General features: G+C 67.3%; 23 protein-coding genes. 10 read left to right on the top strand and 13 right to left on the bottom strand.

Going from position 1 to position 26,155, the window contains the following annotated elements; all coding sequences use genetic code 11:
* The first annotated feature begins 33 nt into the window (after positions 1-33).
* Complete coding sequence (locus tag QF036_RS14370) at positions 34-2,112, top strand: acyl-CoA dehydrogenase family protein (RefSeq protein WP_307102893.1); 2,079 nt, start codon at positions 34-36, stop codon at positions 2,110-2,112.
* Between the two features lie 66 nt (positions 2,113-2,178).
* On the opposite strand, the gene glgA is transcribed toward QF036_RS14370, so the two are convergent.
* On the bottom strand, positions 2,179-3,375 hold the full coding sequence (gene glgA, locus QF036_RS14365; RefSeq protein WP_307102891.1) for a glycogen synthase: 1,197 nt from the start codon (positions 3,373-3,375) through the stop codon (positions 2,179-2,181).
* Between the two features lie 99 nt (positions 3,376-3,474).
* Here glgA and glgC point away from each other — a divergent pair, with 99 nt between their 5' ends.
* From glgC to QF036_RS14350, 3 genes are all read left to right on the top strand, one after another.
* On the top strand, positions 3,475-4,890 hold the full coding sequence (gene glgC, locus QF036_RS14360; protein ID WP_307102890.1) for a glucose-1-phosphate adenylyltransferase: 1,416 nt from the start codon (positions 3,475-3,477) through the stop codon (positions 4,888-4,890).
* A 78-nt stretch (positions 4,891-4,968) separates the two neighbouring features.
* Positions 4,969-6,420, top strand: a complete 1,452-nt coding sequence (locus QF036_RS14355) for an SDR family NAD(P)-dependent oxidoreductase (RefSeq protein WP_307102888.1) — start codon at positions 4,969-4,971, stop codon at positions 6,418-6,420.
* 189 nt (positions 6,421-6,609) lie between these two features.
* Positions 6,610-7,092, top strand: coding sequence for a pyridoxamine 5'-phosphate oxidase family protein (locus tag QF036_RS14350; protein ID WP_307102886.1), 483 nt, complete (start codon positions 6,610-6,612; stop codon positions 7,090-7,092).
* 15 nt (positions 7,093-7,107) lie between these two features.
* Here the strand turns inward: QF036_RS14350 and QF036_RS14345 are convergent, their stop codons facing one another.
* From QF036_RS14345 to QF036_RS14335, 3 genes are read right to left on the bottom strand one after another with little or no spacing between them, the layout of a single operon-like run.
* The gene (locus tag QF036_RS14345) at positions 7,108-7,959 is read right to left on the bottom strand and encodes a transglutaminase family protein (protein WP_307102884.1); all 852 of its coding nucleotides are present in this window, start codon (positions 7,957-7,959) and stop codon (positions 7,108-7,110) included.
* Positions 7,956-8,882 (bottom strand): alpha-E domain-containing protein, encoded by a 927-nt coding sequence (locus tag QF036_RS14340; protein WP_003802325.1) that lies wholly within the window; start codon positions 8,880-8,882, stop codon positions 7,956-7,958. Before QF036_RS14340 ends, QF036_RS14345 begins: the two co-directional genes overlap by 4 nt.
* Positions 8,875-10,470 (bottom strand): circularly permuted type 2 ATP-grasp protein, encoded by a 1,596-nt coding sequence (locus tag QF036_RS14335; protein WP_307105932.1) that lies wholly within the window; start codon positions 10,468-10,470, stop codon positions 8,875-8,877. Before QF036_RS14335 ends, QF036_RS14340 begins: the two co-directional genes overlap by 8 nt.
* Positions 10,471-10,620: 150 nt before the next feature.
* Between QF036_RS14335 and QF036_RS14330 the strand changes: the two genes are divergently transcribed.
* A complete protein-coding gene (locus QF036_RS14330) occupies positions 10,621-11,646 on the top strand; it encodes a YeiH family protein (RefSeq protein ID WP_307102881.1) in 1,026 nt (341 codons plus the stop codon).
* 38 nt (positions 11,647-11,684) lie between these two features.
* Positions 11,685-14,378, top strand: coding sequence for an aminopeptidase N (pepN, locus tag QF036_RS14325; RefSeq protein ID WP_307102879.1), 2,694 nt, complete (start codon positions 11,685-11,687; stop codon positions 14,376-14,378).
* Positions 14,379-14,429: 51 nt separating this feature from the next.
* On the opposite strand, the gene QF036_RS14320 is transcribed toward pepN, so the two are convergent.
* The 5 genes from QF036_RS14320 to QF036_RS14300 form a co-directional block, all read right to left on the bottom strand.
* Positions 14,430-15,524, bottom strand: a complete 1,095-nt coding sequence (locus QF036_RS14320; protein WP_307102878.1) for a lipoate--protein ligase family protein — start codon at positions 15,522-15,524, stop codon at positions 14,430-14,432.
* Between the two features lie 82 nt (positions 15,525-15,606).
* Positions 15,607-15,864: a type B 50S ribosomal protein L31 gene (locus QF036_RS14315; protein WP_003802336.1), complete on the bottom strand. Its 258-nt coding sequence runs from the start codon at positions 15,862-15,864 to the stop codon at positions 15,607-15,609.
* 167 nt (positions 15,865-16,031) lie between these two features.
* Positions 16,032-16,841 (bottom strand): TrmH family RNA methyltransferase, encoded by an 810-nt coding sequence (locus tag QF036_RS14310; protein WP_307102876.1) that lies wholly within the window; start codon positions 16,839-16,841, stop codon positions 16,032-16,034.
* Between the two features lie 19 nt (positions 16,842-16,860).
* Entirely contained in the window at positions 16,861-17,646 is a 786-nt protein-coding gene (locus QF036_RS14305) for a sulfite exporter TauE/SafE family protein (protein ID WP_102973584.1), read from the bottom strand.
* An 18-nt stretch (positions 17,647-17,664) separates the two neighbouring features.
* The gene (locus QF036_RS14300; protein WP_307102872.1) at positions 17,665-18,450 is read right to left on the bottom strand and encodes an ABC transporter ATP-binding protein; all 786 of its coding nucleotides are present in this window, start codon (positions 18,448-18,450) and stop codon (positions 17,665-17,667) included.
* Positions 18,451-18,541: 91 nt separating this feature from the next.
* Between QF036_RS14300 and QF036_RS14295 the strand changes: the two genes are divergently transcribed.
* The 3 genes from QF036_RS14295 to QF036_RS14285 all read left to right on the top strand — a co-directional run bounded on the left by QF036_RS14295 (position 18,542) and on the right by QF036_RS14285 (position 21,551).
* On the top strand, positions 18,542-18,904 hold the full coding sequence (locus QF036_RS14295; protein WP_307102870.1) for an ArsR/SmtB family transcription factor: 363 nt from the start codon (positions 18,542-18,544) through the stop codon (positions 18,902-18,904).
* Complete coding sequence (locus QF036_RS14290; protein ID WP_307102867.1) at positions 18,901-20,061, top strand: cation diffusion facilitator family transporter; 1,161 nt, start codon at positions 18,901-18,903, stop codon at positions 20,059-20,061. Before QF036_RS14295 ends, QF036_RS14290 begins: the two co-directional genes overlap by 4 nt.
* A gap of 227 nt (positions 20,062-20,288) precedes the next feature.
* Entirely contained in the window at positions 20,289-21,551 is a 1,263-nt protein-coding gene (locus QF036_RS14285) for an MFS transporter (protein WP_307102866.1), read from the top strand.
* Here QF036_RS14285 and QF036_RS14280 read toward each other — a convergent pair.
* On the bottom strand, positions 21,528-22,286 hold the full coding sequence (locus QF036_RS14280) for a phosphatase PAP2 family protein (protein WP_307102864.1): 759 nt from the start codon (positions 22,284-22,286) through the stop codon (positions 21,528-21,530). The two genes, QF036_RS14285 and QF036_RS14280, sit on opposite strands and share 24 nt — an antisense overlap.
* A 129-nt stretch (positions 22,287-22,415) precedes the next feature.
* Here QF036_RS14280 and serB point away from each other — a divergent pair, with 129 nt between their 5' ends.
* The gene (gene serB, locus QF036_RS14275; RefSeq protein WP_307102862.1) at positions 22,416-23,321 is read left to right on the top strand and encodes a phosphoserine phosphatase SerB; all 906 of its coding nucleotides are present in this window, start codon (positions 22,416-22,418) and stop codon (positions 23,319-23,321) included.
* Positions 23,322-23,347: 26 nt separating this feature from the next.
* On the opposite strand, the gene QF036_RS14270 is transcribed toward serB, so the two are convergent.
* The 3 genes from QF036_RS14270 to fabG form a co-directional block, all read right to left on the bottom strand.
* Positions 23,348-24,223: a VOC family protein gene (locus QF036_RS14270; RefSeq protein ID WP_307102860.1), complete on the bottom strand. Its 876-nt coding sequence runs from the start codon at positions 24,221-24,223 to the stop codon at positions 23,348-23,350.
* Positions 24,224-24,429: 206 nt separating this feature from the next.
* On the bottom strand, positions 24,430-25,182 hold the full coding sequence (locus QF036_RS14265) for an SDR family oxidoreductase (RefSeq protein ID WP_307102858.1): 753 nt from the start codon (positions 25,180-25,182) through the stop codon (positions 24,430-24,432).
* 163 nt (positions 25,183-25,345) lie between these two features.
* The gene (fabG, locus tag QF036_RS14260; protein WP_307102856.1) at positions 25,346-26,071 is read right to left on the bottom strand and encodes a 3-oxoacyl-ACP reductase FabG; all 726 of its coding nucleotides are present in this window, start codon (positions 26,069-26,071) and stop codon (positions 25,346-25,348) included.
* Between the last annotated feature and the right edge of the window lie 84 nt (positions 26,072-26,155).

Below are 26,155 nucleotides of genomic sequence, written 5' to 3'. Positions count from 1 at the left end.
CCGGAACCTGTCAATACCAACGAAGGAATCGACATGACTGAAGTAGCGGACCGCCAGGGCACAACCACCCATGCAGCAACCGCGGGGACGGCAGGCCCGTTGCCCGCCGTCGACGTCGCCGCCCTGGGTGAGCTGCTCCTGGGCAAGTGGGCAGCCGTCCGCCGGCAGGCACGTGACCTGGCCGCACGCGAGGAGCTCCACAAGACGGAAGGGCTCACGCACACGGAGCACCGGGCGCGCACCTTCCGACAGCTGAAGCACCTTGTGGACAGCGGCGCCGTGCACCGGGCCTTCCCGGCCAGCTTCGGCGGGTCCGACGACCACGGCGGCAATATCGCCGGCTTTGAGGAACTGGTTACCGCGGACCCGTCCCTGCAGATCAAGGCCGGTGTGCAGTGGGGCCTGTTCGGTTCGGCCGTGATGCACCTTGGCACGGCGGAACACCACGAGAAGTGGCTGCCGGGCATCATGAACCTGGACATCCCGGGCTGCTTCGCGATGACCGAAACGGGACACGGTTCGGACGTCGCCAGCATCGCCACCACGGCAACCTACGATCCTGACGCGCAGGAGTTCGTGATCCACACCCCTTTCCGCGCCGCCTGGAAGGACTACATCGGTAACGCGGCCATTGACGGCCTCGGGGCCGTGGTGTTCGCCCAGCTGGTGACGCGCGGGGTCAATCACGGCGTGCACGCGTTCTACGTGGACCTGCGTGACCCCGTCAGCAAGGCATTCCGGCCGGGAATCGGTGGTGAGGATGACGGCGTGAAGGGCGGGCTCAACGGCATCGACAACGGCCGGCTGCACTTCGACCATGTGCGGGTCCCGCGGACCAACCTGCTCAACCGCTACGGTGACGTCGATTCCGCGGGTAACTACACCTCGCCCATCGCGAGCCCCGGACGGCGGTTCTTCACCATGCTCGGCACGCTGGTGCAGGGCCGAGTGAGCCTGGACGGTGCGGCCGTCGCAGCGTCCAAAATCGCACTGAAGACGGCCATCACCTACGCAACCGAACGGCGGCAGTTCAACGCCTCCTCCCCGGTCGAGGAAGAGGTGCTGCTGGACTACCAGCGGCACCAACGCCGGCTCTTCACGCGGCTGGCCACCACTTACGCCGCAGGCTTCGCGCATGACCAGCTGCTCCAAAAGCTGGACGATGTCTTTTCCGGCGCCCACGATTCCGACGAGGACCGCCAGGACCTGGAAACCCTGGCCGCGGCGCTCAAGCCGCTCAGTACCTGGCACGCACTGGATACGCTGCAGGAATGCCGCGAAGCCTGCGGCGGAGCCGGGTTCCTGATCGAGAACCGCTTCGCCTCGCTCCGCGCGGACCTCGACGTCTATGTCACCTTCGAGGGCGACAACACCGTCCTGCTGCAGCTCGTGGCCAAGCGGTTGCTGGCCGACTACGCCAAGGAATTCCGCAGTGCCACGTTCGGAGTGCTGGCGCGGTACGTGGTCAACCAGGCCGCCGGCACCGCTGTCCACCGCACGGGCCTGCGCCAGGTGGCCCAGTTCGTGGCTGACAACGGCTCAGTCCAGAAGGCCGCCATTGCCCTCCGCGACGAGGAAAGCCAGCGCGCACTGCTCACGGACCGGGTCCAGACGATGGTTGCCGAAGCGGCCACAGCCCTCCGGGGCGCCAGCCGGCTGCCCCAGCGCGAAGCGTCCGCCTTGTTCAACCAGCACCAGGACGAGCTCATCGATGCCGCCCGGGCGCACGCCGAGCTCCTGCAGTGGGAGGCCTTCACCGAGGCACTGGGCCGGGTCGGCGACCCGGGAACCAGGACCGTGCTGACCTGGCTCCGCGACCTGTTCGGCCTGTCGCTCATCGAGAACAACCTCTCGTGGTACCTGATGAACGGCAGGCTCTCCATGCAGCGCGCACGCACCGTGGGCGGCTACATCAACCGGCTCCTGGTCAAGCTGCGCCCCCATGCGCTGGACCTCGTGGACGCCTTCGGCTACGGCCCGGCCCATCTCCGCGCGGCCATCGCCACCGGCGCTGAAAAGGTCCGCCAGGACGAGGCGCGGGATTACTACCGGGTGCAGCGTGCCAGCGGAACAGCCCCCGTGCCGGAGAAATCACTCCCGCCCCGCAGTTGACTAAACGCCCGACGGCGGGGACCTACGTTAGGAGGTCCCCGCCGTCGGGCGTTGAATTAGGTGACCCTAGCTGAGGACGGAACGGTAGACGTCCAGTGTGGTCTGGGTGATCGACTCCCAGGAGAAGTGCTCCTCGGCACGCCTGCGGCCAGCCTGGCCCATGGCGCGGGCACGCTCCGGGTCCGACACAACCTCGGTCAGGGCCGCGGCGAACTCGCTGACGAACTTCTCCGGATCCAGCGGCGTGCCGGTACCGTCGGTCACCTGCTCGAGCTCGACCAGCAGGCCGGTCTCACCGTGGTTGACCACCTCGGGGATGCCGCCCGTTGCACTGGCCACCACGGCAGCGCCGCAGGCCATTGCTTCGAGGTTCACGATGCCAAGCGGCTCGTAGATGGAGGGGCAGGCGAAAGCCGTGGCGTGGCTCAGGACCTGGATCAGCTCGTTGCGGGGAAGCATGCGCTCGATCAGCACCACGCCGCTGCGCTGGCTCTGCAGCTCCTCGATCAGCCGGGCCGTCTCCGCTGCGAGTTCCGGCGTGTCCGCCGCCCCGAGGCAGAGGACCAGCTGGACGTCTGCGGGGAGCTTGGCGGCGGCCCGCAGCAGGTAGGGAACACCCTTCTGCCGGGTGTTGCGGCCAACGAACACCACGCTGGGCCGGGCGGGGTCGATGCCCAGGGTGCGGATGACGTCGTCGTTCTCGTCGCGGTTCCACAGGCTGACGTCGATGCCGTTGTGCACCACCTTGACCTTGGCCGGGTCCACCTCCGGGTAGCTGCGCAGGATGTCCTGGCGCATGCCCTCGGACACGGCGATAATGGCGGCTGCCGCCTCATACGCGGTTTTCTCCACCCACGAGGACAGGGCGTAGCCGCCGCCCAGCTGCTCAGCCTTCCAGGGCCGCAGCGGTTCCAGGCTGTGGGCGCTGAGCACGTGCGGGATGCCGTGCAGCAGCGACGCCAGGTGGCCCGCCATGTTCGCGTACCACGTGTGCGAATGCACCAGATCCGCGCCGGCGACGTCCGGGACGATGCGCAGGTCCACGCCCAGGGTCTGCACGGCGGCGTTCGCTGCGCCCAGGTCCTCGGGCACCGAGTAGGAGGTCACCGAGGCGCCATGATAGTCGGCGTCCCGGGGCGCGCCAAAGGCACGCACCTGGAGGTCGACATGCTTGGCCAGCACCCGGCTCAGCTCGGCAACGTGGACGCCCGCGCCGCCATAGATTTCCGGCGGAAATTCTTTAGTCACAATGTCTATTCGCACGTTACCCAAGGTAGTCGTTACGGTGGAACTGTTCTAGTGTGAAGAAAGTCCGGACAAACCGGATTTTTTGGGGAGTTACGAAGGCGTACAGGAGCGACCATGCCGTTAACAAAGAAAGTCCTGGCCATTGTCCTTGCAGGGGGCGAGGGAAACCGTCTTATGCCGCTGACGGCAGACCGGGCGAAACCTGCCGTGCCCTTTGCCGGCAGTTACCGCCTCATCGACTTCGCGCTGTCCAACCTCGTCAACTCCCGGTATCTGCAGATCGTGGTCCTGACGCAGTACAAGTCCCACAGCCTTGACCGCCACATCTCCGAGACGTGGCGGATGTCCACGCAGCTTGGCAACTACGTCGCCTCTGTCCCGGCCCAGCAGCGCGTCGGCAAGAGCTGGTTCCTCGGCAGCGCCAACGCCATCTACCAGTCCCTGAACCTGATCCACGACGCCAATCCCGACATCGTCGTCGTGGTGGGTGCCGACCACGTTTACCGCATGGACTTCGCCCAGATGGTTGAGCAGCACGTCCTGAGCGGTGCGAAGGCCACCGTGGCCGCCGTCCGCCAGCCCCTGAACATGGCCAACCAGTTCGGCGTCATCGAGGTGGACCCCGAAGACCCCCAGAAGATCGCTGCATTCGTCGAGAAGCCCGCCTCCACCCCGGGTCTGGCAGCAGACCCTACCCAGTTCCTCGCCTCCATGGGCAACTACGTCTTTGACGCCGACGCCCTGGTGGACGCGCTGCACGTCGACGCGGAACGGCTGGACACCAAGCACGACATGGGCGGGGACATCATCCCCTACTTCGTGAACCAGGGGCAGGCCGATGTTTACGACTTCACCCTCAACGACATTCCCGGCTCCACCGAACGGGACCGCACATACTGGCGTGACGTTGGCACCATCGACTCCTTCTACGACGCCCACATGGACCTGATCTCGCCGCTGCCGGTATTCAACCTGTACAACTCCGAGTGGCCCATCTACACCCGGCAGAGCATTTCCCCGCCGGCCAAGTTCGTCCGCGGCGAGAACAACACCGTGGGAACGGCCCTTGATTCCATCGTGGCCAGCGGCGTGGTCATCTCCGGCGGCATCGTGGAAGGCTCCGTGCTGTCCAACGACGTCTACGTCGGCTCGGCCAGCCGCGTCATCGACTCGGTACTCATGGACAAGGTGCAGATCGGCGAAGGTGCCGTGGTGCGCCGGGCCATTATCGACAAGAACGTCAAGGTGCCCGCCGGCGCCGCCATCGGCCTTGATCCAGAGCTGGACCGCGCCCGCGGCTTCAAGGTGACCGACTCCGGCATTACGGTTCTCTCCAAGTACCAGGCCGTTCCTGAGCCCGGCGACGAGGAGCGGGCACTGTCCGCCGCGAACCTGCACCTGGTCCCCGATGCCGTCAAGGCCGCCACGGAGAACTGGCCCGAGGTCCGCAACTCGGTGGAACAGGTGGGCAAGGTCCAGGCGGCCGCCGTCGGCGTGGACGCCCCGCCGCAGCAGACCGTCCGCTCCTAGTCCCCTGTTCAAGTAATCCCTGTTCAAGCAATTTCCTTGAGGCAGGTCTGACGCTCCGCAGGCTGTAAAATCAGATCAATGAGCTCCGCCGATCTGACGCCTGAAGAGATTCAGGCCTGCCTCAAGGTTTTGAACAGCATCCACGTCTACGACGAGGAACACCCCGACTACGTCTCGGTGCGCCGCGCCACCGGCAAGATGTTCAAGGCCGTGAAGCGGCACCGGCGGGTGACCAAGCGGGATCTGATCGCGGAGGCGGACCGCGCCGTGCTTGCGCAGACTGCCACCGCCGCGCCGGACCGGATCGACGACGAGACGCGCGGCAACAAGCTTGCCCCGTCCGCCACGGGAAAGGTCGCCGGCCACCTCATCAGGTCCCGGCCCTGCTACATCTGCAAGCAGCACTACACCCAGGTGGACGCCTTCTACCACCAGCTGTGCCCCGAGTGCGCGGCGTTCAGCCATTCCAAGCGCGATGCCCGCACCGATCTCACCGGCCGGCGTGCCCTGCTGACCGGCGGCCGCGCCAAGATCGGCATGTACATCGCCCTGCGGCTGCTGCGCGACGGCGCACACACCACCATCACCACCCGTTTCCCCAAGGACGCCGCGCGCCGCTTCGCCGCCATGGAGGACAGCGGGGAATGGCTGCACCGGCTGAAGATCGTGGGCATCGACCTCCGCGACCCGTCACAGGTCATTGCCCTCACCGATGACCTCAATGCCGCCGGGCCGCTGGACATCATCATCAATAACGCAGCCCAGACGGTGCGCCGCTCCGGCAATGCCTACAAGCCGCTTGTCGACGCCGAGGACGAGCCGCTCCCCGCCGCCCTGGAGGCAGCCAACGGCGGCCCGGAACTGGTCACCTTCGGCCATGCCCACGACAAGCACCCGCTCGCGCTTGCCAGCAGCGTCACCGAACACCCGGTCCTGGCCGGCGACGCCGTCACGTCCCTTGCCCTCTCCACCGGTTCGGCGTCACTGGAACGGATCGCGGCTGGAACAGCCATCGACGCCGGTGGCCTGGTCCCGGACCTCGCCACCATCAACAGCTGGACGCAGGTGGTGGACGAGGTGGACCCGCTGGAGATGCTCGAGGTCCAGCTGTGCAACGTCACCGCGCCGTTCCTGCTGGTCAGCCGCCTGCGGGACGCCATGAAGCGCTCAACTGCGCGCCGCAAGTACATCGTCAACGTCTCCGCAATGGAAGGCCAGTTCTCCCGGGCCTACAAGGGACCCGGCCACCCGCACACCAACATGGCCAAGGCGGCCCTGAACATGATGACCCGGACCAGCGCCCAGGAGATGCTGGAGACCGACGGGATCCTCATGACCGCCGTCGATACCGGCTGGATCACCGACGAACGCCCGCACTTCACCAAGGTCCGGCTGATGGAGGAAGGCTTCCACGCGCCCCTGGACCTGGTGGACGGCGCGGCCCGCGTCTACGACCCCATCGTCATGGGTGAAAAGGGCGAGGACCAGTACGGGGTGTTCCTGAAGGACTACAAGGCCAGCCCCTGGTAAAACGGCGCTGTCTTCTGTCGGGGGCACGGCCCGGCTCCCCGTCGGTCTGGCTCCCCGTCGACCGGCCGCCGTTTCAAAGTGGCGGCTCCGCACATCTGGAGCACCAGGCTCATGGACCAGCGCAGGGCGTCGTTCGAGTAGCCGGAAGCGCTCTGGCAGGACCTACGGCTCCGGCGTAGGCTCTGGTCCATGACGAATGTGCAACCCGCCGACGCATCCCACGAGTCCGTTGAGCACCTGGATTCCAGCCAGTGCTGGGACCTGCTGAGGCAGGTTTCCGTGGGCCGCCTCGCCGTGTGGGTGGACGACCACCCGGACATTTTCCCGCTCAACTACACCGTGGACCACGGAACACTGGTGTTCCGCACGGGTGAGGGCACCAAACTTGGTGGCGCCCTCGGGGAATCCCCCGTGGCCCTGGAGGCCGACGGCGTGGATGCGACTTCCGGGTTGGCCTGGAGTGTGGTGGTCAAAGGGAAGGCTGCCGCCCTCAAGAGCACTGAGGAGATCCTCGATTCCGCCTCGCTCTACCTCTTTCCGTGGCAGGCAGGACAGAAGGACAACTTCATCCGCATCACGCCGGACTCAATCACCGGCAGGCGGTTCAAGGTCACCGCGCCGCTCACGTGGTGGACCCAGCTCAGCGGCGCCGTGAAGGCCTCGCCGGAGTGAAGCTTCCGCCCGGGCCTAGGCCAACCGGGTGATCTCCACGCTCACGCTCAGGTTCGAGCCGCCGCCGCCGGAGAGGATGCCCTTCAGCGGAGGCACGTCCCGGTAGTCGCGGCCGCGCGCCACCGTCACATGGAAGTCGCCGGCCGGCTTGTGGTTTGTCGGGTCCCAGCTGCGCCATTCGCCGTCCCACCACTCCAGCCATGCGTGGGACTGGCCGGCCACCGACTCGCCGATGTCCGCCGTCGACCGGGGGTGCAGGTAACCGGAGACGTACCGGGCCGGGATGCCGCAGCTGCGCAGGGCACCAATGGCGAGGTGGGCCAGGTCCTGGCACACGCCCTGGCGCTGGGTCCAGGCTTCCTCGGCGTTGGTGGTCACGCCGGTGCTTCCCTTCATGTAGGTCATTTCGCCGCGCATCCAGGCGAAGATGGCCATGGCTGCCTCGTGCGGGTTCTTGCCCTCGACCACACCGGGGATGATGCCCAGGACCTCCTCCCCCGGCCCGGTCAGCTGTGACTGCGGCACCCAGTCGCTGAACTGGTTGAGCGTCTCGGGGGAAGCGAGGTCGTCCCAGCCCACAATGTCGTCCTCCGAAGGGACACGTATCGCCCGGTGGACCTCCACTGTGGTCGTGGCAAGGACTTCCAGATGCTCGTGCGGCATCTGCATGTCGAACGCAGTGACCCGGGTGCCCCAGTAGTCGCGGTAGCTGCTGACGGCAGCCTGCGACGGCGTGACCTTCATGGACGACTCCAGCACCACCTGCTGCGGGTCCGTCAGCGGCGTCATGCGGGCCTCGTTGTAGGACAGCGTGACCCTCTTGTTGTACTTGTAGCCGGTCCTGTGAACGATGCTCAGCCGGGTCATGAAACTTCTCCCACCCAGGCCAGTTCGTCCGCCTGATTGAAGTACTTACGGGAAATGGCGTCGGAGGCCTGGGACACGGCCTTCTGCACGCGCTCCATGTGCTCCGGCAGCTCGGACATGAGGTCGTCCGTGCGGTGGAACTCCAGGAAGGTGCGGGCCTGGCCCACAATCCGGCGGGCGTCGTTGATGAAGCCGACGCGCTGGGCCGAGGGGTCCAGCTTCGCCAGGCACTCGTCGGCGTCACGCAGGGCGTAGACGATGGAACGCGGAAACAGCCGGTCCAGCAGGAGGAATTCGGCCGCGTGCTGGTCGCCGAACGCGGCCCGGCGGGTCCGCAGGAAGGACTCGTAGGCGCCGGCGCAGCGGAGCATGTTCACCCAGGACATGCCTGCGGAGAGGACGTCGCGCGTGGAGAGCATCCGGGCGGTCATGTCGGCCCGCTCCAGCGAGCGGCCCAGCGCCAGGAACAGCCAGCTGTCGTCGTGGCTGACCGTGGTGTCGGCCAAACCGCTGACCATGGCTGTGCGCTCGAGCACCCAGTGGCAGAAGCGGTAGGTACCCACAACGTCCTTGCGGTGCTGGTTCAGCCCGTAGTAGGTGGTGTTCAGGCTCTCCCAGAGACCGGACGAGACCGTTTCGCGGGCACGCCTGGCATTCTCGCGGGCGGCGCCGAGGGACCCTGCAATCGAGGTGGCGCTGTGCTTGTCGTAGGCGAGGGCGTGGAGCAGTTCCTCCAGCCCGAAGTCCTCGCTCTGCGGGCGCGCCCCCATGACACCGAGCAGCTCGCGGGCAACGCTGCGCCGCTCCTCGGTCGGCAGGTGGTTCAGGCGCTCCAGGTGGACGTCGAGGATGCGGGCCGTGCCGTCGGCCCGTTCAACGTAGCGGCCGATCCAGAACAGGGATTCGGCAATTCGGCTAAGCATTCGCGGGTACCTCCTGCGGGTCAGAAATCTGCTGCTGCTGCTGTTCCGACTGCCGGTCGCGCCAGTTGCTCTCGACCGGCCACACGGAGACCCGCTCACGGACGGTGACGGACTGCCGCGGCAGCCGCTCCACCGGCACCTGCGGCGAACCCGCCAGCACCCAGGTGTCCTTCGACCCGCCACCCTGGCTGGAATTCACGATCAGGGACCCTTCCTTGAGGGCCACGCGGGTCAGGCCGCCGGGCAGCACCCAGACGTCGTCGCCGTCGTTGACCGCGAACGGCCTCAGGTCCACGTGCCGCGGTCCGAACTTGTCGCCGCTAAGGGTGGGCACGGTGGACAGCTGCAGCACCGGCTGCGCGATCCAGCCGCGGGGGTCGGCGATGATGCGCTTGCGCAGCGCGTCGAGTTCGTCCCTGGACGCGTCCGGGCCGATCACCAGGCCCTTGCCGCCGGAGCCGTCCACGGGCTTGACCACGAGTTCGTCCAGCCGGTCCAGGACGTGCTCGCGGGCTTCCTTCTCCTCCAGCCGGAAGGTGTCCACGTTGGCGATTACCGGTTCCTCGCCGAGGTAATAGCGGATCAGGTCCGGAACGTAGCTGTAGACCAGTTTGTCGTCCGCCACGCCGTTGCCCACCGCGTTGGCGATGGTGACGCCACCGGCGCGGGCGGCGTTGACCAGGCCGGGGCAGCCGAGCATGGAGTCGGAGCGGAACTGCAGGGGGTCGAGGAAGTCGTCGTCGATGCGCTTGTAGATGACGTCCACGCGCTGCTCACCGGCGGTGGTGCGCATGTACACGCGGTTGCCGCGGCAGATGAGGTCGCGGCCCTCCACGAGCTCCACGCCCATCAGACCGGCCAGGAGGGTGTGCTCGAAGTACGCGCTGTTGAAGACGCCGGGGGTCAGCACCACCACTGTGGGGTCGTCCACGCCCGACGGCGCCGTCTTGCGAAGGGCGGAAAGCAGCCGGCGCGGGTACTCCTCCACCGGGCGGATGAGCTGCTGGCCGAAGGCCTCCGGGAGGCCTTTGGCCATGGCCCTCCGGTTTTCCAGCACGTAGCTCACGCCGGACGGCACGCGGACGTTGTCCTCCAGGACCCGGAAGGTTCCCGCGGCGTCCCGCACCACGTCGATGCCGGAGATGTGCACCCGCACCCCGCCGGCAGGTTCGAAGCCGTGCACGGCGCGGTGGAAGTGCGCGCTGGTGGTGACCAGTTGCCGCGGGATCACGCCGTCGGACACCACGGTCATCTTGTCGTAGACGTCGTTCAGGAACGCCTCGAGGGCGCGGACCCGCTGTGCGACGCCGCGTTCCAGCACGTCCCATTCGCCGGCAGGGATGACGCGCGGCACGATGTCCAGCGGAAACGGGCGCTCCTCCCCCGCGAAGTCAAAGGTCACGCCGCGGTCCAGGAACGTCCTCGCCATCGAGTCCGCCCGGGCACTGACGTCTGCCAGGGACAGCTCCCGCAGGGCACCCGCAACCTGGCCATACGACTGGCGTGCCTTTTGCCCTGGGGCAAACATCTCGTCGTAGGCGCCGGTGCGGCCGGCAGCCTCGGAGTAATCCTGGAATAGGTCAGACATGGTCATTAGCCAACCACCTTTTTGTTGCGAATTCATTTCCCGTCCCGCCATGGCGTGTTGGCGGGCTTCCGGTTGGTCTTTGGCGGCGACGTCCGGCAAGGTTGGGAGGTGCCAGACTTCCGACTCCCGCTGCTAACGCAGTTGCGCGGGATGACGCATCAGAACCTTACCCGGATTCTGCCCGGCCTGCTGACCGCCGTCGTCGCCCTGGCCATCGCCTTTGCAATTCATGCGGCCGTGCCCGCACTGCCGGCCATGACCCTGGCCGTGGTCCTGGGCCTGCTGGCGGCAAACCTTCCCGGCACAGCGGTGTGGACGGCCGGCCGCGCCCGGCCTGGGCTGGACTTCGCCGGCAAGCACCTGATGCGCGGCGGCATCGTGCTCCTGGGCCTGAAGGTGAGCCTCTCCGACGTGCTGGGCCTCGGCTGGCTGGCCCTCCTGCTCATCACGGCGGTGGTGGTGGCCAGCTTCGCTGGCACCTACTGGATTTCCCGGTTGTTCCGGCTTCCGGCCGATACTGCGCTGCTGATCGCCACCGGGTTTTCCATCTGCGGTGCCTCCGCCATCGGCGCGATGGCCGCGGTCCGGCGCATCAGCCACCGGGACACAGTCCTGCCTGTGGCGCTCGTGACGCTATGCGGGACGCTGGCCATCGGTGTGCTCCCGCTGCTGGTCCATCCGCTGCGCCTGAGCGCCGAGGCCTTCGGTGCGTGGACCGGCGCCTCGGTCCACGACGTCGGGCAGGTGGTGGCCACGGCGCAAACCGCAGGTCCGGCGGCACTGGCCCTCGCCGTCGTCGTCAAACTCACCCGGGTGATCCTCCTGGCGCCGATGGTGGCCATGGCCGGGGCGGAACAGCGGATCCGGCACCGCCGGGAGGCAGGCAGCCGGGCTGGGGGCCCTGCCGCGGGCAAGCCGCCGCTTGTTCCGCTGTTCGTCGCCGGATTCATCGTGATGGCGGCTCTGCGCTCCAGCGGCTGGCTCTCCGCCGGCTGGCTTGAGGCGGCGGCCGGGCTGCAGGACGTGCTGCTGGGCGCTGCGCTGTTTGGCCTCGGATCGGCGGTGCGTATCCGCACCCTGCTGCACACCGGGGCGCGCGGCGTGCTGGCAGCACTCGCGGCGTGGCTGCTGATCGCGGTCCTCGGACTGGCCGCCGCGCTGCTAATGGTTCCATAGCGCACCTGGTTCGATAGCCCCCGTGATTCAATAGCTTGGTGCCGAACCAGAACCTCCAGCGCAGCGAAGCGGCAGAGCGGTCCGCCCTGATCACCACCCACAGCTACGATGTCTCGCTCGACGTCCGCAGCGCACCGGATCCGGCGCAGGCCGGCTACACCAGCCGCAGCACCATCGCCTTCTCGGCAGCGGAGCCGGGCACATCCACCTTCCTGGACTTCATCGCCGGCGACGTGCACAGCGTGGTGCTCAACGGCGTCGAGCTGCCCGTCCCCGAGGTGGTGGACGGCGCACGGATCCGGCTGGACAACCTCCAGGCCGAGAACAAGGTGACTGTCACCGGAACTGCGCTGTACAGCAGCTCGGGCGAAGGCATGCACCGGTTCTTCGACCCGGCCGACGGCCAGTGCTACCTCTACACCCAGTACGAGCCGGCCGATGCCCGCCGGGTCTTCGCGAACTTTGAACAGCCCGACCTCAAGGCCCGGTTCGCCTTTTCCGTCACCGCCCCGGCCGGCTGGGAGGTGGCCTCCAACGGCGCCGACGCAGCACGCCTTCCTTTGGCGGAGGACGCCGCCGCGGCCCGCTGGGACTTCGCTCCCACCCTGCCCATGTCCACCTACATCACCTCGGTGCTGGCGGGGCCCTACTTCAAGGCCGAGGACCGCTGGAGCAGGACGGACGACGGCGGGACCCGCCTTGACGTGCCGCTGGCACTTTACTGCCGGGCCTCCATGGCGCCGTCGTTCGACGCCGCCGAGCTGTTCAGGCTCACCAAGCAGGGACTCGAATTCTTCAACCAACTGTTTGACTACCCCTATCCGTGGGGCAAATACGATCAGGCGTTCGTGCCCGAATACAACCTGGGCGCGATGGAGAACCCCGGATTGGTCACCTTCACGGAAAACTACGTGTTCACGTCGCGGGCGGCCGATTCGCAGTACCAGGGCCGGGCCAACACCCTGCTGCACGAGATGGCGCACATGTGGTTCGGCGACCTCGTGACGATGCAGTGGTGGGATGACCTGTGGTTGAAGGAATCCTTTGCGGACTACATGGGGACCCTCGGCGTGGACCGCGCCACGGGCTGGGAAACCGCCTGGGTCAACTTCGCGAACAACCGCAAGGCGTGGGCTTACGTCCAGGACCAGCTGCCCACCACCCACCCGATCGTCGCCGACATCCCGGACCTCGAGGCGGCCAAGCAGAACTTCGACGGCATCACCTACGCGAAGGGCGCCTCCGTCCTCAAGCAGCTCGTGGCGTACGTCGGCTTCGACGCCTTCATTGCCGGCTCCCGGCAGTACTTTAGGGAGCACGAGTACGGCAACACCACGCTGGCGGACCTGCTCGGCGCCCTGGCCGATTCCTCCGGCCGGGACCTCACCACCTGGGCGAGGCAGTGGCTCCAGACGTCCGGCATCTCAACGCTGAGCGCCGAACTGGAGACGGCTGAAACGGCGGACGGCACTGCAACTCCTTACGGCACAGTCACCCCCGATGCCACGGTCACTCCCGGCGGCATCCTCGAGCGGGTCACGCTGCTGCAGGACGCTACCGACCCGGCCACCGGCCGTCAGGAGCCGCGCCCGCACCGGCTGCGGATCGGGCTGTACAACTTCGACGCCGCCGGCATGCTGGTCCGGACGGATTCCGTGGAGATCGACCTGACCGGCGGGGCCGAGCAAATCACGGCCCTGTCCGGGAAGGCCCGCCCGGCGCTGCTCCTGGTCAATGACGAGGACCTCAGCTACGCCAAGGTCCGGCTGGACCCCGTTTCCGAGGCCACCGTCCGCGCCTCGCTGGACCGGATCAGCGACCCCATGGCCCGCGCCCTGTGCTGGTCCGCGCTGTGGAATTCGGCCCGGGACGGCATCACGCCCGCTTCACAGTACGTGGACGCCGTTCTCCGGTTTGCTGCCGCCGAGTCCGGAATCGGTGTCCTGCTGAACGTCCAGGGCAACGCCACCATGGCCCTCGAACAGTACGTGCCGGCCACGGAACGGGACGCCCTGCGGAAGTCCTTTGCCGAAGGCGCGGCACGGGAACTCTACGCGGCGGAGCCCGGTTCCGACCAGCAGCTTTCCTGGGCCAGGACGCTCGCCACGGTCAGCCGGACCGAAGGCAGCCAAGCGGCGCTGCTCCGCGGGCTGCTGGACGGCAGTGAGCGGGTGCCCGGGCTGGCTGTGGACGCGGAGCTGCGCTGGAGCCTGTGGCACGCCCTGGCGGCACAGGGCCTGGCCACGGAGCAGGAGCTTGACGCCGAGCTGGCCAGGGACACCACTGCCTCCGGACGGGCAGGCCATGCCACGGCACTGGCGGCCCGGCCCGAGGCGGCCGTCAAGGCCGCGGCCTGGGACGCAGCGGTCCGCGGAACGGGGCTGTCCAACCAGCTGCTCAGCGCGACCATCGCGGGGTTCAACACCGCCTCCGAAGAACTGCTGGACCCGTTTGTGGAACCCTACTTCGATTGCCTGGAAGAAGTGTGGGCGGAGCGGAGCATCGAAATCGCCAGCCGGATCGTGCGGGGGCTCTTCCCCGGGGTCCGGGACCTGGGACCGGCCGGGAAGCCCGAGGACCATCCCGTGCTGGCACGCACCGACGGCTGGCTCGCAGAACACCCGGACGCCCCGCGTGCGCTGCGCCGGATCATCATCGAACAGCGCAGCCACCTGGTCCGGTCCCTCGCTGCGCAGGCGCTTTCGGTGACAACCCCATCGGTTGCTCCGTAACTGCCCTTATGAGGGCTCAAAAGGGCCGCTGGGGAGCAATCGATGGGTTCCTTAGGGCACCCGGTGCAGCCACGCGTCCGTGCCGAACTTTGATTCGACACGTTCACGGGCGGTCTCCAGCTCCTGCGTCGTGATCTCCGACGGCGTGGCCCCGTAGCGTTCGGCGAACACGTCCATCATGGCCGCCACGATCTCGGCGCGCGCCAGGCCTGTCTGGCGGCGCAGCGGGTCTACGCGTTTCTTGGCGCTGGTGGTTCCCTTGTCCGAGAGCTTTTCCTTGCCGATCCGGAGGACGTCCACCATCTTGTCGGCGTCGATGTCGTAGCTCATGGTCACGTGGTGGAGCATGCCGCCGTTGGCCAGCCGCTTCTGGGCGGCCCCGCCGATCTTGCCCTGGCCGGTGGCGATGTCGTTGAGCGGGACGTAGAAGGCGTCGATGCCGAGCTTCTTCAGGGCGGCCATGACCCACGCGTCGAGGAACGCGTAGGAGTCGGCGAAGCTGATGCCGTCCACGAGGGTCTGCGGCAGGTAGAGCGAGTACGTGATGCAGTTGCCGGCCTCCATGAACATCGCTCCCCCGCCGCTGATGCGCCGGACCACGGTGATGCCGTGCCGGGACACGCCGTCGGGATGTACCTCATTGCGGTAGGACTGGAAGCTGCCGATCACCACTGACGGTTCCTCCCAGTCCCAGAAGCGGATGGTGGGGTTGCGGCGGCCGGCGCCGACCTCCTCGGTGAGCACCTCGTCCAGCGCCACATTGAGGTGGGTGGGCAGCACACTGGGCGCGATGATGTTCCAGTGGTGGTCCGTCCAGGCGGTGGCCTTCGCCAGTGCCCTGCGGACGGCGATGGCCACGGCATCGGCTGAGAACCCGAACAGCACCGCGTCCTCCGGGAGGGAAGCCTCCACGGCGGCGGCGATGTCGGCCGCCGTCGAACTTACCGGCAGTCCTCCCAAGGCGGCGTTGATGGCCAGGAGGGCCTCGTCCGGTTCGAGGAAGAAGTCGCCGCTGAGGGAAACGTCCGCGAAAGCGCCGTCCACGACGTCCAGGTCCACCACCACGAGCTTGCCGCCCGGGACCTTGTACTCGCCGTGCAGCCCCGGGGCCGCCTCTCCCCTTGCAGATATTGGCGTGGCAGTCATGCCTTCCATCCTGCCCCACAAACGCGGAAAGCCCGCACCGTTGCCGGTGCGGGCTTTCCAAAGAACCTTGGGGAGAAGTGAATTACTTCTTGCCGCCGAAGCCCTTGAAGCGAGCGTTGAAGCGCTCGACGCGGCCAGCGGAGTCCATGATGCGCTGCTTGCCCGTGTAGAACGGGTGGGACTCGGAGGAGATTTCGACGTCGATGACCGGGTAGGTGTTGCCGTCTTCCCACTCGATGGTCTTCGAGGAAGACACGGTGGAGCGGGTCAGGAACTTCGTGCCGGAGGCCAGGTCGTTGAAAACAACAGCTTCGTACTTCGGGTGGATATCAGACTTCATAATGGGACCTTTTGTTCACGCAACTGGATTTTGCCAGTTGCCAGGTATGAATGGGATGGCTTCCATCCGTGCTTCGACCAGCCGAAAGGCCAGCGAAAAACACAGGGGAACCAGCTATCAATCATAGCCGATGGCGGTGGATCTAACGAACCCGGCGCTCCGCGCGGTCAGGCGCGCGGCCGCAGCTCCCAGAAAGCGACGGCGGACGCCGCCGCGACGTTGAGCGAGTCCACGCCAGCGCGCATCGGGATCTTGACGGCGAGGTCGACGGCGGCAAGCGTGTCTGCGCTCATGCCGGCACCTTCCGTGCCCAGCACCAGGGCGAGCCGCTCCGGGTTTCTTGCCGCCAGCTCGTCCAGGTCCACGGCGTCGTCGGTGAGCTCCATGGCTGCCACCGTGAACCCCTGCTCCTTGAGGAGGGTCAGGTCCTGCGGCCAGCTGTCCAGCCTGGCCCACGGCACCTGGAAGACGGTGCCCATGCTGACGCGGACGCTGCGGCGGTACAGCGGGTCGCCGCAGCGGGGCGAGACCAGGACGGCGTCGACGTCCAGTGCTGCTGCCGACCGGAAGATGGCACCCACGTTGGTGTGGTCCACGATGTCCTCGAGGACCGCCACGCGCCTGGCCCCGGCCAGCAGTTCCGGCAGCGGAACCGGGGCGGGGCGGTGCATGGCCGCCATCGCTCCGCGGTGCAGGTGGAACCCGGTGATTTCCTCCAGGAGGCCTGCGCTGCCGATGTACGCGGGAACGTCAGGGTACTGCTCGAAGATGTCCGCGAGGTCCGCAACCCATTTCTCGGCGAGGAAAAACGACCGTGGCCGGTGTCCGGCAGCGAGGGCGCGCCGCAGGACGCGGGAGGATTCGGCGATGTACATGCCCTCGGCGGGTTCTCGGAGTTTCCGGAGGTGCACGTCCGTCAGCTGGGTGTAGTCGGCGACGCGCGGGTCCGCGGCAGACTCGAGATAGTGGAAAGTCACGGTCCAGTCATTTCCGTAGTCACTTGAGCAGGTTCGCGACCAGGAACCCGAGCGCCACCAGGCCGAGGGCAAAGATCACGCCGCGCAGTACGGGCGGGGACAGCCTGCGGCCCACCTTGGCGCCGACGAGGCCGCCGATGAGGGAGCTGACGGCGATGATGGCCACCACTGCCCAATTGATCCGGTCGAAGGCAAACAGCAGATAGGAGGCGGCCGCGATCAGGTTCACGCCCAGTACCAGGACGTTTTTCATGGCGTTGGCGTTCTGGATGGTGCCCGTCATGAACACGCCGAGGATGCCCACCAGCAGGATTCCCTGTGCCGCCACGAAGTAGCCGCCGTAGACTCCGGCGAGGAAGACGAGGACCACGAGCAAGACGCCGTGGTGCTTGTCCCGCAGGGCGTGCTCGGGGTTTTCCTCACGGTTTCGAACCCAGCGCTGCAGCCGGGGCTGGAACACCACCATCAGCAGGGCCAGGACAATGAGGACCGGCGCCGCGTAGTGGAAGACCTTCTCCGGCAGGTGGAGCAGGAGCCAGGCCCCGGTGATGCCGCCCAGCAGGGACGCCGGGAGCAGCCGCAGGAGCTGCCGGCCGCGGCCTTTCAGCTCGCGGCGGTAACCCCACGCCCCCGCGGCGCCGCCGGCTACGAGGCCCATGGCATTGCTCATGGAGGCCGTTACCGGTGCGATGCCCAGGGCGATCAGCACCGGGAAGGTGACAAGCGTTCCGGACCCGACGACGCTGTTGATGGTGCCCGCCCAGAGGCCGGCGAAGAACACAAGGATGCCGCTGAAAAACTCCACGTTGCGCGGGCCGCTCCGCTAGCGGCGGGCGGTTGCCGTGTAACGGCCGGCGTTGACCGAGACGTCCAGGGGCAGGCCAAAGGTCTCGCTCAGGTTGCCCGACGTGAGGACCCCTTCGACCGGCCCGGCAGCCACCACTCCGCCGTCGCGCATGAGCATGGCGTGAGTGAAGCCCGGCGGGACTTCCTCAAGGTGGTGGGTGACCAGCACGATCGCGGGGGCATCCTCGTCCATGGCCAGCTGGCTAAGGCGGTGCACCAGGTCCTCGCGGCCGCCCAGGTCGAGACCGGCGGCGGGTTCGTCCAGCAGCAGCAGTTCGGGGTCGGTCATGAGGGCCCGGGCGATCTGAACGCGCTTGCGTTCACCCTCGGAGAGCGTGGAGAACCTGCGGTTCAGGAGCGGGCCCATGCCCCAGTCGTTCAGGAGGGCAAAGGCGCGGCGCTCGTCATCCTTTTCGTAGCCCTCGCGCCAGCGGCCGGTCACGCCGTAGGCCGCGGTGACCACGACGTTGAGCACCTTCTCGTATTCGGGGATCTGGTTGGCCAGGGCGGCCGAGGAGAGGCCGATCCGCGGCCGCAGTTCGAAGACGTCAACCTTTCCGAGGCTTTCGTCCAGGATGCCGGCGACACCACTGGTGGGATGGAGCCGCGCAGCGGCAATCTGCAGCAGAGTGGTCTTGCCGGCGCCGTTGGGTCCAAGGATGACCCACCGCTCGCCTTCCCTGACCTGCCAGTCCACCTTGCTCAGGAGCGTTTTGGCTCCGCGCACAACGCTGACGGCGGCCATTTCAAGAACATCACTCATAGAAGTAGACACTAGGACAAAACACGGTGCGACTGATAACCGGTAGCGCCCGCCGTCGTCGGACCGTCCGCTCTTATGACAATATATGCGTATGAACGCAGATAAGCAGGTTTGCAGGCTCGACGTCGACAGCCAGTACGTGGAGCTCGCAGTTGAGATCTTCGCCATGCTGGCGGACGCCACAAGGGTGCGGATCATCCTGGCTCTCCGCGAGGGCGAGATGGCCGTGGGGGCTTTGGCCGAGGTGGTGGGAAAGTCACCGGCGGCGGTGTCCCAGCACCTGGCCAAAATGCGGCTGGCGCGCATGGTTTCCACGCGCCAGGACGGGACCAAGGTCCTGTACCGGCTCGAAAACGAGCACGCACGCCAGCTCGTCGCGGATGCAATCTTCCAGGCCGAGCATGCGCTCGGCGGGCAGCCGTCCCACCACCGCATGAAGGGAACCGCATCATGAGCGACCGGACGCAGACCACCGGCGTGCCCGCGGGCGGAAGCGCCCCGGACCGCCACGAGCACGAGCACAGTGGGCACGATCACAGTGGGCACGGGCACGGGCACGATCACAGTGAGCACGAGCACGAGCACGATCACAGTGAGCACGAGCACGATCACGACCCCTCACACGGCCACGACCACTCGCACGGTCACGGGCATACGCATCACAAGGGCCTGAAGGGCTGGCTATTCGAGCTGTTCATCCCGCACACCCATGACGCGGCCGACTCTGTTGATGACGCCCTGGAAGCAAGCGCGCAGGGCATCCGGGCGCTGAAGATTAGCCTGTTCATGCTGCTCGGGACGACCGTACTGCAGTTCCTTGTCGTCCTGGTGAGCGGTTCGGTTGCCTTGCTGGCCGATACGATTCACAACTTTTCCGACGCCCTGACCGCCGTTCCTCTCTGGGTGGCGTTCATTCTGGGGCGCCGTGCGGCCACCCGCCGCTACACCTATGGCTTCGGCCGGGCAGAGGACCTGGCAGGGCTGTTCATCGTCGCCGTCGTTGCTCTCTCGGCGGTCCTGGCGGCCTGGCAGTCGGTGGACCGGCTGATCCACCCGCAGGTGCTCCAGAATCTGGGCTGGGTCATCGGCGCAGGGCTGATCGGCTTCGCCGGAAACGAAGCAGTGGCGATCTACCGCATCAGGATCGGGCGGCGGATTGGCTCGGCGGCGCTGGTTGCCGACGGCGTTCACGCGCGGATGGATGGCTTCACGTCGCTGGCTGTGGTTCTCGGCGCCGGCGGCGTCATGCTCGGTTTCCCCTTGGCGGACCCGATCGTTGGCCTGCTGATCTCCGCGGCCATCATCATGCTGCTGTGGGGAACCGTCCGCAGCATCGGGCGCCGGCTGATGGACGGAATCGAGCCGGAACTCGTGGACCGCGCCCGCCACGCCCTTGAGGGTACGCCTGGCGTGATCGACGTGAAGCGCGTGCAGCTGCGGTGGGTTGGGCACCGCCTTCAAGGTGCGGCGACCATCGCCGTGGACGACGACGCCAGTCTTCGGCTGGCTGAACAGACCCTGCATGAAGCGAGGCACCGGCTCCGGCACGCCCTGCCCAAACTCGACGACATGGTGCTGACGCCCACGGTTGCCGGTATGCACGCGTCGTAGCTTTCACGGGTACCAAGCCGCGGGCCCCTGGGCGAGCGGAACAGGTGGCTGGTCAGGAGATCCTTCAGCGCGTCGCTGTCCCACATGCCGTCGGCGAGCATGTTGACGAGTGATTCCGCCAGCCGCACCCCGTGCATGTTGTCATGGTTGAACTGCATGAACCATGACAGCACAGTTGTCTTGTGGAGTTTTCCACGACGAGCACCTGCCCGAGGGGACCACACAACGTGACCAGCACCGCCGAAGCAACCCGTTCCACGCAGCGCCGCGTCGTGCGGACCCTGTCGGTCGCACAGATTTTCTCCGGCCTGGGCAACGGGTCAACCCTGGCGCTGGGCTCGATCCTGGCGGTTGACCTGGCAGGCTCCGAAGCGTGGGCCGGGTCCGTCAACACCGCCCTCACCCTGGGCACCGCTGTCACGGCGATTCCGCTCTCCCGGCTGGCCCTGCGGCGGGGACGCCGGGTGGCGCTCACCGTCGGCCTGGCTGCAGCGATCGCCGGCACGTTCCTGATGGTCGCCGCAGTGACCGCGGAACTGTTCGTGCTCCTGCTCGGCGGGGCCTTCCTGGTGGGTTTGGCCTCGGCGGTGAACCTGCAGGCCCGCTTTGCGGCCACCGACCTGGCCGAGCCTGCCCACCGCGGACGGGACTTGTCCCTGGTGGTGTGGGCGATCACCGTCGGCGCTGTGGCAGGTCCCAACATGGTGGCCCCCGGTGCCGTCCTGGCCGGCTGGCTGGACATTCCGCCTGCTGCCGGCCCCTTCCTGATTTCCGCGCTGGGGATGGTGGTCGGCGCTGCCATCGTGGCACTGTCCCTGCATCCGGACCCGCTCCTGACCCGTCGCGCCCTCGACGGGGTGGACCTTCTGCCTGCTTCCAAGCGCTCCGGCGCGTGGCGGGAAGGATGGCGGATCGTCAAGCAGCACCCCACGGCCCGCGGAGCCGTCATCGCTGTCATTGCGGCCCACGCCGTGATGGTCGCCGTGATGTCCATGACACCGCTGCACATGCAGCACCACGCCGGACACACGGCCGGTAATCCGGACACCATCGCATTGATCGGCCTGACCATCTCCCTGCACATCGCGGGGATGTACGCCCTCTCACCGCTGATGGGCCTACTCACCGACCGTCTCGGGCCGCGCACCGCCGCGCTGGCGGGTCTGCTCACCCTGGTCGCGGCTGTGGCACTGACCGGACTGGCGTCCCAGAACATGGGCTCGGTCACGTTCGGCCTGATCCTTCTCGGGCTGGGCTGGTCGGCAACCACCGTTGCCGGTTCCACCCTGCTCGTGGCTACGCTCACACCCGCTGAACGCGTCCCCGTCCAAGGGTTTTCGGACGCCACCATGTCGCTGGCCGGAGCAGTGGGAAGCGCGGCTGCAGGGCCCGTCATGGGCCTGACCGGCTACTCCGGCGTCAGTGTCCTGGCGGCGGCAGTGGTCGCGGCCGCAGCCGTGGCGCTGCTACGGCTGCGCGTTCCGCGCTGAGGAACCAGCGGGCCCCTGGTTGCCCGGGGTTTTGGAGCGATTCTTCGCAGAACCGTGCCAGACTGCGTCTGTGAACACCGCTACCGCTGCAACGGCCAGCGCCACCCCGAAGGAAGCCACGACGTCGGTGAGCCAGTGGTAGCCCAAATACAGCCGGCTTAAGCCAACCAGCGCTGTGACTGCACAGGCCGCTGAGAACCCAAGCACCGCCGTCGTACGCGTCCCCGACCGTGACACTACGAGGTAGGCAAGTACAAGCGTGAACGCGCCTATGCCCACGGTGTGCCCCGAGGGGAACGAGAGCGCGTCGTCCGGGCCGAGCAGGAAATCAGAGGCGGGCGGACGCGACCGGCTCACAAGTTGCTTGATGAGGGTGGTCAGCGCGAGGGCCAGCACCATTGAGCCCATGAGTATGACGGGTCGCCACAGTTCCCGCTTCCACAGCGCCCACGCCAGGGCAAACACCGCGCTGATAACGCCCAGCACTTCCGGCGATGTCACGGTGGCCAGGACCGCCAACAGCACCGTGGCGGCCGGATTCCGGGAATCCACCATGAGGCTGTGCACAGGACCGTCCATCACTGCCAGGCCCGAGTCCGACTGGATGGCAGCGAACATGAGCCAGAAAACAGCGTCACCGGCCACCAGGAGAGCCCCGGCCCAGCAGAAAAGTACCTCCTGCGACGCCCGCAGCAGCGGCGCCGGGCGCAGGCGGGCGATCAGGGCAAAGAGCATCGCACCATTCTGCCCGACCGGCCTCCGGGTTGGCCGGACGTTTGCTGGGAGCCAGCTGGGACTGCTTCTGCACAGTGGACCAACGCAACAGATTCGGGAGGCGGCGCTGCGCTGGATAAGATTGAAGCCATGACTTCGAACGTGACTGCGGTCAGCTATGGCCTGAAACTGTCCCCCTCGGAACCGGAAAACCTGCGGTCCCTGCTGGCGGACTCCGGCGCAACCTTCGGAGAAGCCTCCAGCACAGGCGACGGACGCTTCGAAGTCTGCACCGTGGACTTTTCCGTACCCTCGGGCTCCGCTGCGGACATCGCCGGCCTGCGGCACGCTATTGCCGCTGGGAGGGAGAAAGCGGAGCGGACCGGCGTCGACACCGCCATCGTCCCCGCAGAACTCCGGAATGCGGAACGCAAGCTGCTCATCATGGACGTCGACTCCACCTTGATCCAGCAGGAGGTCATCGAGCTCCTCGCCGCCTACGCCGGAAAGCGCGACGAGGTCACAGCCGTCACGGAGGCCGCCATGCGCGGTGAACTCGACTTCGCGCAAAGCCTGCACGCCCGCGTGGCCGTCCTTGCGGGGCTGCCGGCCGACGTCGTCGAGTCCGTCCACGCGGAAGTGATACTGAGCGAGGGGGCGGCCGAGCTGGTGGCAGCGTTCAAGGCAGCAGGCCATGCCGTGGCGGTGGTGTCCGGCGGCTTCAACCAGATCCTGCGCCCCATCGCCGAGGACCTCGGCATGGACTACTGGATCGCCAACGAGCTGGAGATCGTGGACGGGGCCCTGACCGGCAAGGTCCTTGGGGCTGTGATCGACCGCGCCGCCAAGGAAAAGTACCTTCGCGAATGGGCAGCCGCCGAGGGCATCGCGCTGGAGCACACCATCGCGGTGGGTGACGGCGCCAACGACTTGGACATGCTCGGCGCCGCCGGCATCGGGGTGGCCTACAACGGCAAGCCCGCCGTCCGCGCCGTGGCTGACGCCGCCATCAACATGCCGTACCTGGACGCTGTGCGGCACATCGCCGGTGTCTGAAGCACCGGAATTAGAAGCTTACGGAACTAGAAGCCTACGGAACTAGAAGCCCGACGGCGGCGTGAACTGGCTTGCCGTGAACACAGCCCCGCCGGGTCCCTGATCAGGGCAGTCCGTGTCCATTCGGTGTCATCCTGCCCCAGGACGTGGCCGCCTAGGCGCTCTGCGTCCTGCACCGCGCGGTCCCGGTCCGCGACCGTGAAGGTGACATGCCAGTGCGGCCGCTCCCCCGGGGCCGCCGGTGCAAGCCAGCCCACGGCGTCCGCGAAGCCGGCCGGGACCATGTCACCCGATTGCCGGGCCCTGATGTCCGGGTCGACGGTTGCCTCCAGATGGTCGCCGTACCCGGGGCGGCGGATCATGGTGCCGAAGTCGAGGCGGTCGAACTGCCAGCCGAAGGCCCTGGCGTAGAAGTCCGCGGCCGCATCCGTGTCCGCTGTGTGGAGATCGCTGAAGTTCCAGCCACCCGGCAGGTTGACCGCCTGGGCGCCCGGCCGCTCCCCGGGCTGCCAGATGCGGAACTCCGCCCCCTCGGGATCGGCCAGCGCGGCCCGCACGCCTCCAACGCCCGTGTCGGCCGGGGCCGATTTCAGGGTGGCACCGGCTGAGAGCAGGTGGCGCACCGCGGCATCCGCATCCTCGACCGCGATGTAGGTGTTCCAGGCGGGCACGCCGTGGGAGCTGTCGCCCAAACCGGTGATGGCGCCTGTCTCCTGGCCGCCGAGCCGGGCGACCACATAACTGCCGGTGTCCCCCGGCGGCGTCGTGACGGCGTCGAACTCCCACCCGAACAGTCCCCCGTAGAACCTCGTGGCTGCTTCCACGTCGGGCTGCTGGCTGTCCACCCAGCACGGCACGCCGGCCGGATAGCTCCGCTTCGTCACTGCTGCATCCTCTGCCATGGCTATGACCCTAGGCGCCATGGGCCGCCCGGACAACGCCTGCGGGGACTGATGTGGACGCCAGCACGGGGACAGCGAGTTCGGCGACAGCCAGGTGGAGGGGCAGGTGGCTGCGGGAACAGCGAGGTGAGAACAGCGAAGGCCCGGCGCTGTTGCACCGGGCCTTCGTGTCAAGGAACCGCGTCAGGCAGCCGCGGAGGGAGTATCTAGTCGGCGTTCTTGCCGAAGTAGTCCGCGCCGCCGGCGTATTCCGTGTGGCCGGATTCGACGTCGGCGGTGGCCATGCTGGCTACCACTGCGGCGAACTCCTCGACGGAGTACAGCTTGCCGGCCTCGGCGCGGCGGGCCTCGATGGCGCCCGGGTTTGAACGGTCCAGTAGTGTGGCGGTCACGGTCCCTTCGATCATGTCGCCGGACACGACCACCAGGGAGATGCCCTTGTCCGCCAGGTTCGGCAGGAGCGCGCGCAAGGCGTCCTCACCGGCGCGCTTGCTGCGGGCCACGGGCTCGTACTCGGGCATGGTGGCGACCGAGTTGATGAAGTGGGCCTGGTGGCTGGTCACGAAGACTACCCGGGAGCCTTCCTTCATGAGGGGCACGGCGGCGTTGAGCATGTTGACCTGGGCGTCGCGGTTGAGCTTGAGGGCGTAGCCCTCCTCCATGCCGGTTTCCATGCCGCCAGAGGCGTTGAGGACGAGGACGTCGAGCGAGCCGAAGTTTTCCATGGCGGCGCTGGCCAGCGCCTGCACGCCCTCGAGGGTGGTCAGGTCCGCGCCAACGGCAACGGCGCGGCCGCCGTCGGCCTCGATCCCGGCCACCACTTTGTTGGCGCGCGGCGCCTTCTGGCGGTAGTTAACGACGACGGCGGCGCCCTCGCCGGCGAGGATCTTGGCAACTTCGGCGCCGATGCCGCGCGAAGAACCGGTGACGATGGCTGTCTTGTTGTCCAGCTGTCCCATGTGGGCTCCCTTGTCTAAAGCTTTAATCTTTGTTCAAAACGTCCAATTACTGATGGCCTGCAGTCCATCATGCCAGCGGGCGCACCGGTTTCCTTTGTCGGAACGCGACAAAGAAGATGCCGGCCCGCCCGTTGGCGGAGGCTGTGTTGGCGCCAGAGGGGGCCTAGTGCCCCATGCCCAGGCCGCCGTCGACCGGAATCACGGCGCCGGAAATGTATGCGGCCTCGTCGCTGGAGATCCAGCGCACCACGTTGGCCACCTCGGAGGCGTCTGCGAAGCGCCCGGCGGGGATGCTGGACAGGTAATCCTTCTGGGTTGCTTCCGGCAGTTCTGCCGTCATGTCCGTGTTGATGAAACCGGGTGCCACCACGTTGGCCGTGATCCCGCGTGATCCGAGTTCGCGGGTCAGGGAACGGGCAATGCCCACGAGCCCGGCCTTGGACGCGGAGTAGTTGATCTGCCCCGGCGCGCCATACAGGCCCGAGACGGAGGAGATGAGCACCACGCGGCCCCTGCGCAGCCGGATCATGCCCTTTGAGGCGCGCTTGATGACGCGGAAGGCGCCGGTCAGGTTCGTGTCGATGACGGACGTGAAGTCGTCCTCGGTCATGCGCAGCAGCAGCGTGTCCTTGGTGATGCCGGCGTTGGCTACCAGAACCTCGACGGGGCCGTGGGCGGCCTCAACCTCGGCGAACGCGGCGTCAATGGAGGCTTCGTCGGTCACGTCGGCCTTGACCCCAAGGATGCCCTCCGGCAGCTTCGATTCGCTGCGGTACGTCACGGCCACCTTGTCGCCGTTGGCCAGGAATGCCTCCGCGATGGCCAGGCCGATGCCGCGGTTTCCGCCGGTGATAAGGACGCTGCGGGCCGTGGTTGCTGCTTCAGACATGTGTGCTCCGGATTTCCGCGGAGGCGCGCTCCGCTGTGGTGGCTGGATTTTTAACTGCCTTCGATCTTATCGCCCGATTGGGAG

Source organism: Arthrobacter globiformis (genome assembly GCF_030817195.1).
GTDB classification, from domain to species: Bacteria; Actinomycetota; Actinomycetes; order Actinomycetales; family Micrococcaceae; genus Arthrobacter; species Arthrobacter globiformis_D.
The sequence above is the reverse complement of the archived record's forward strand: the minus strand, read 5'-3'. Positions and strand labels throughout refer to the sequence as shown.

What these genes read in the sequence shown, in the direction of transcription:
- QF036_RS14340 (WP_003802325.1), bottom strand. Translation starts at nt 8,882, where the DNA reads ATGCTTAGCCGAATTGCCGAATCCCTGTTCTGGATCGGCCGCTACGTT.
- QF036_RS14290 (WP_307102867.1), top strand. Translation starts at nt 18,901, where the DNA reads ATGAGCGACCGGACGCAGACCACCGGCGTGCCCGCGGGCGGAAGCGCC.
- QF036_RS14345 (WP_307102884.1), bottom strand. Translation starts at nt 7,959, where the DNA reads ATGACCCGGCTGAGCATCGTTCACAGGACCGGCTACAAGTACAACAAG.
- QF036_RS14320 (WP_307102878.1), bottom strand. Translation starts at nt 15,524, where the DNA reads ATGACTGCCACGCCAATATCTGCAAGGGGAGAGGCGGCCCCGGGGCTG.
- QF036_RS14330 (WP_307102881.1), top strand. Translation starts at nt 10,621, where the DNA reads ATGACGCATCAGAACCTTACCCGGATTCTGCCCGGCCTGCTGACCGCC.
- QF036_RS14300 (WP_307102872.1), bottom strand. Translation starts at nt 18,450, where the DNA reads ATGAGTGATGTTCTTGAAATGGCCGCCGTCAGCGTTGTGCGCGGAGCC.
- serB (WP_307102862.1), top strand. Translation starts at nt 22,416, where the DNA reads ATGACTTCGAACGTGACTGCGGTCAGCTATGGCCTGAAACTGTCCCCC.
- QF036_RS14350 (WP_307102886.1), top strand. Translation starts at nt 6,610, where the DNA reads ATGACGAATGTGCAACCCGCCGACGCATCCCACGAGTCCGTTGAGCAC.
- QF036_RS14355 (WP_307102888.1), top strand. Translation starts at nt 4,969, where the DNA reads ATGAGCTCCGCCGATCTGACGCCTGAAGAGATTCAGGCCTGCCTCAAG.
- fabG (WP_307102856.1), bottom strand. Translation starts at nt 26,071, where the DNA reads ATGTCTGAAGCAGCAACCACGGCCCGCAGCGTCCTTATCACCGGCGGA.
- QF036_RS14280 (WP_307102864.1), bottom strand. Translation starts at nt 22,286, where the DNA reads ATGCTCTTTGCCCTGATCGCCCGCCTGCGCCCGGCGCCGCTGCTGCGG.
- QF036_RS14315 (WP_003802336.1), bottom strand. Translation starts at nt 15,864, where the DNA reads ATGAAGTCTGATATCCACCCGAAGTACGAAGCTGTTGTTTTCAACGAC.
- QF036_RS14270 (WP_307102860.1), bottom strand. Translation starts at nt 24,223, where the DNA reads ATGGCAGAGGATGCAGCAGTGACGAAGCGGAGCTATCCGGCCGGCGTG.
- QF036_RS14265 (WP_307102858.1), bottom strand. Translation starts at nt 25,182, where the DNA reads ATGGGACAGCTGGACAACAAGACAGCCATCGTCACCGGTTCTTCGCGC.
- QF036_RS14370 (WP_307102893.1), top strand. Translation starts at nt 34, where the DNA reads ATGACTGAAGTAGCGGACCGCCAGGGCACAACCACCCATGCAGCAACC.
- QF036_RS14335 (WP_307105932.1), bottom strand. Translation starts at nt 10,470, where the DNA reads ATGTCTGACCTATTCCAGGATTACTCCGAGGCTGCCGGCCGCACCGGC.
- QF036_RS14295 (WP_307102870.1), top strand. Translation starts at nt 18,542, where the DNA reads ATGAACGCAGATAAGCAGGTTTGCAGGCTCGACGTCGACAGCCAGTAC.
- glgC (WP_307102890.1), top strand. Translation starts at nt 3,475, where the DNA reads ATGCCGTTAACAAAGAAAGTCCTGGCCATTGTCCTTGCAGGGGGCGAG.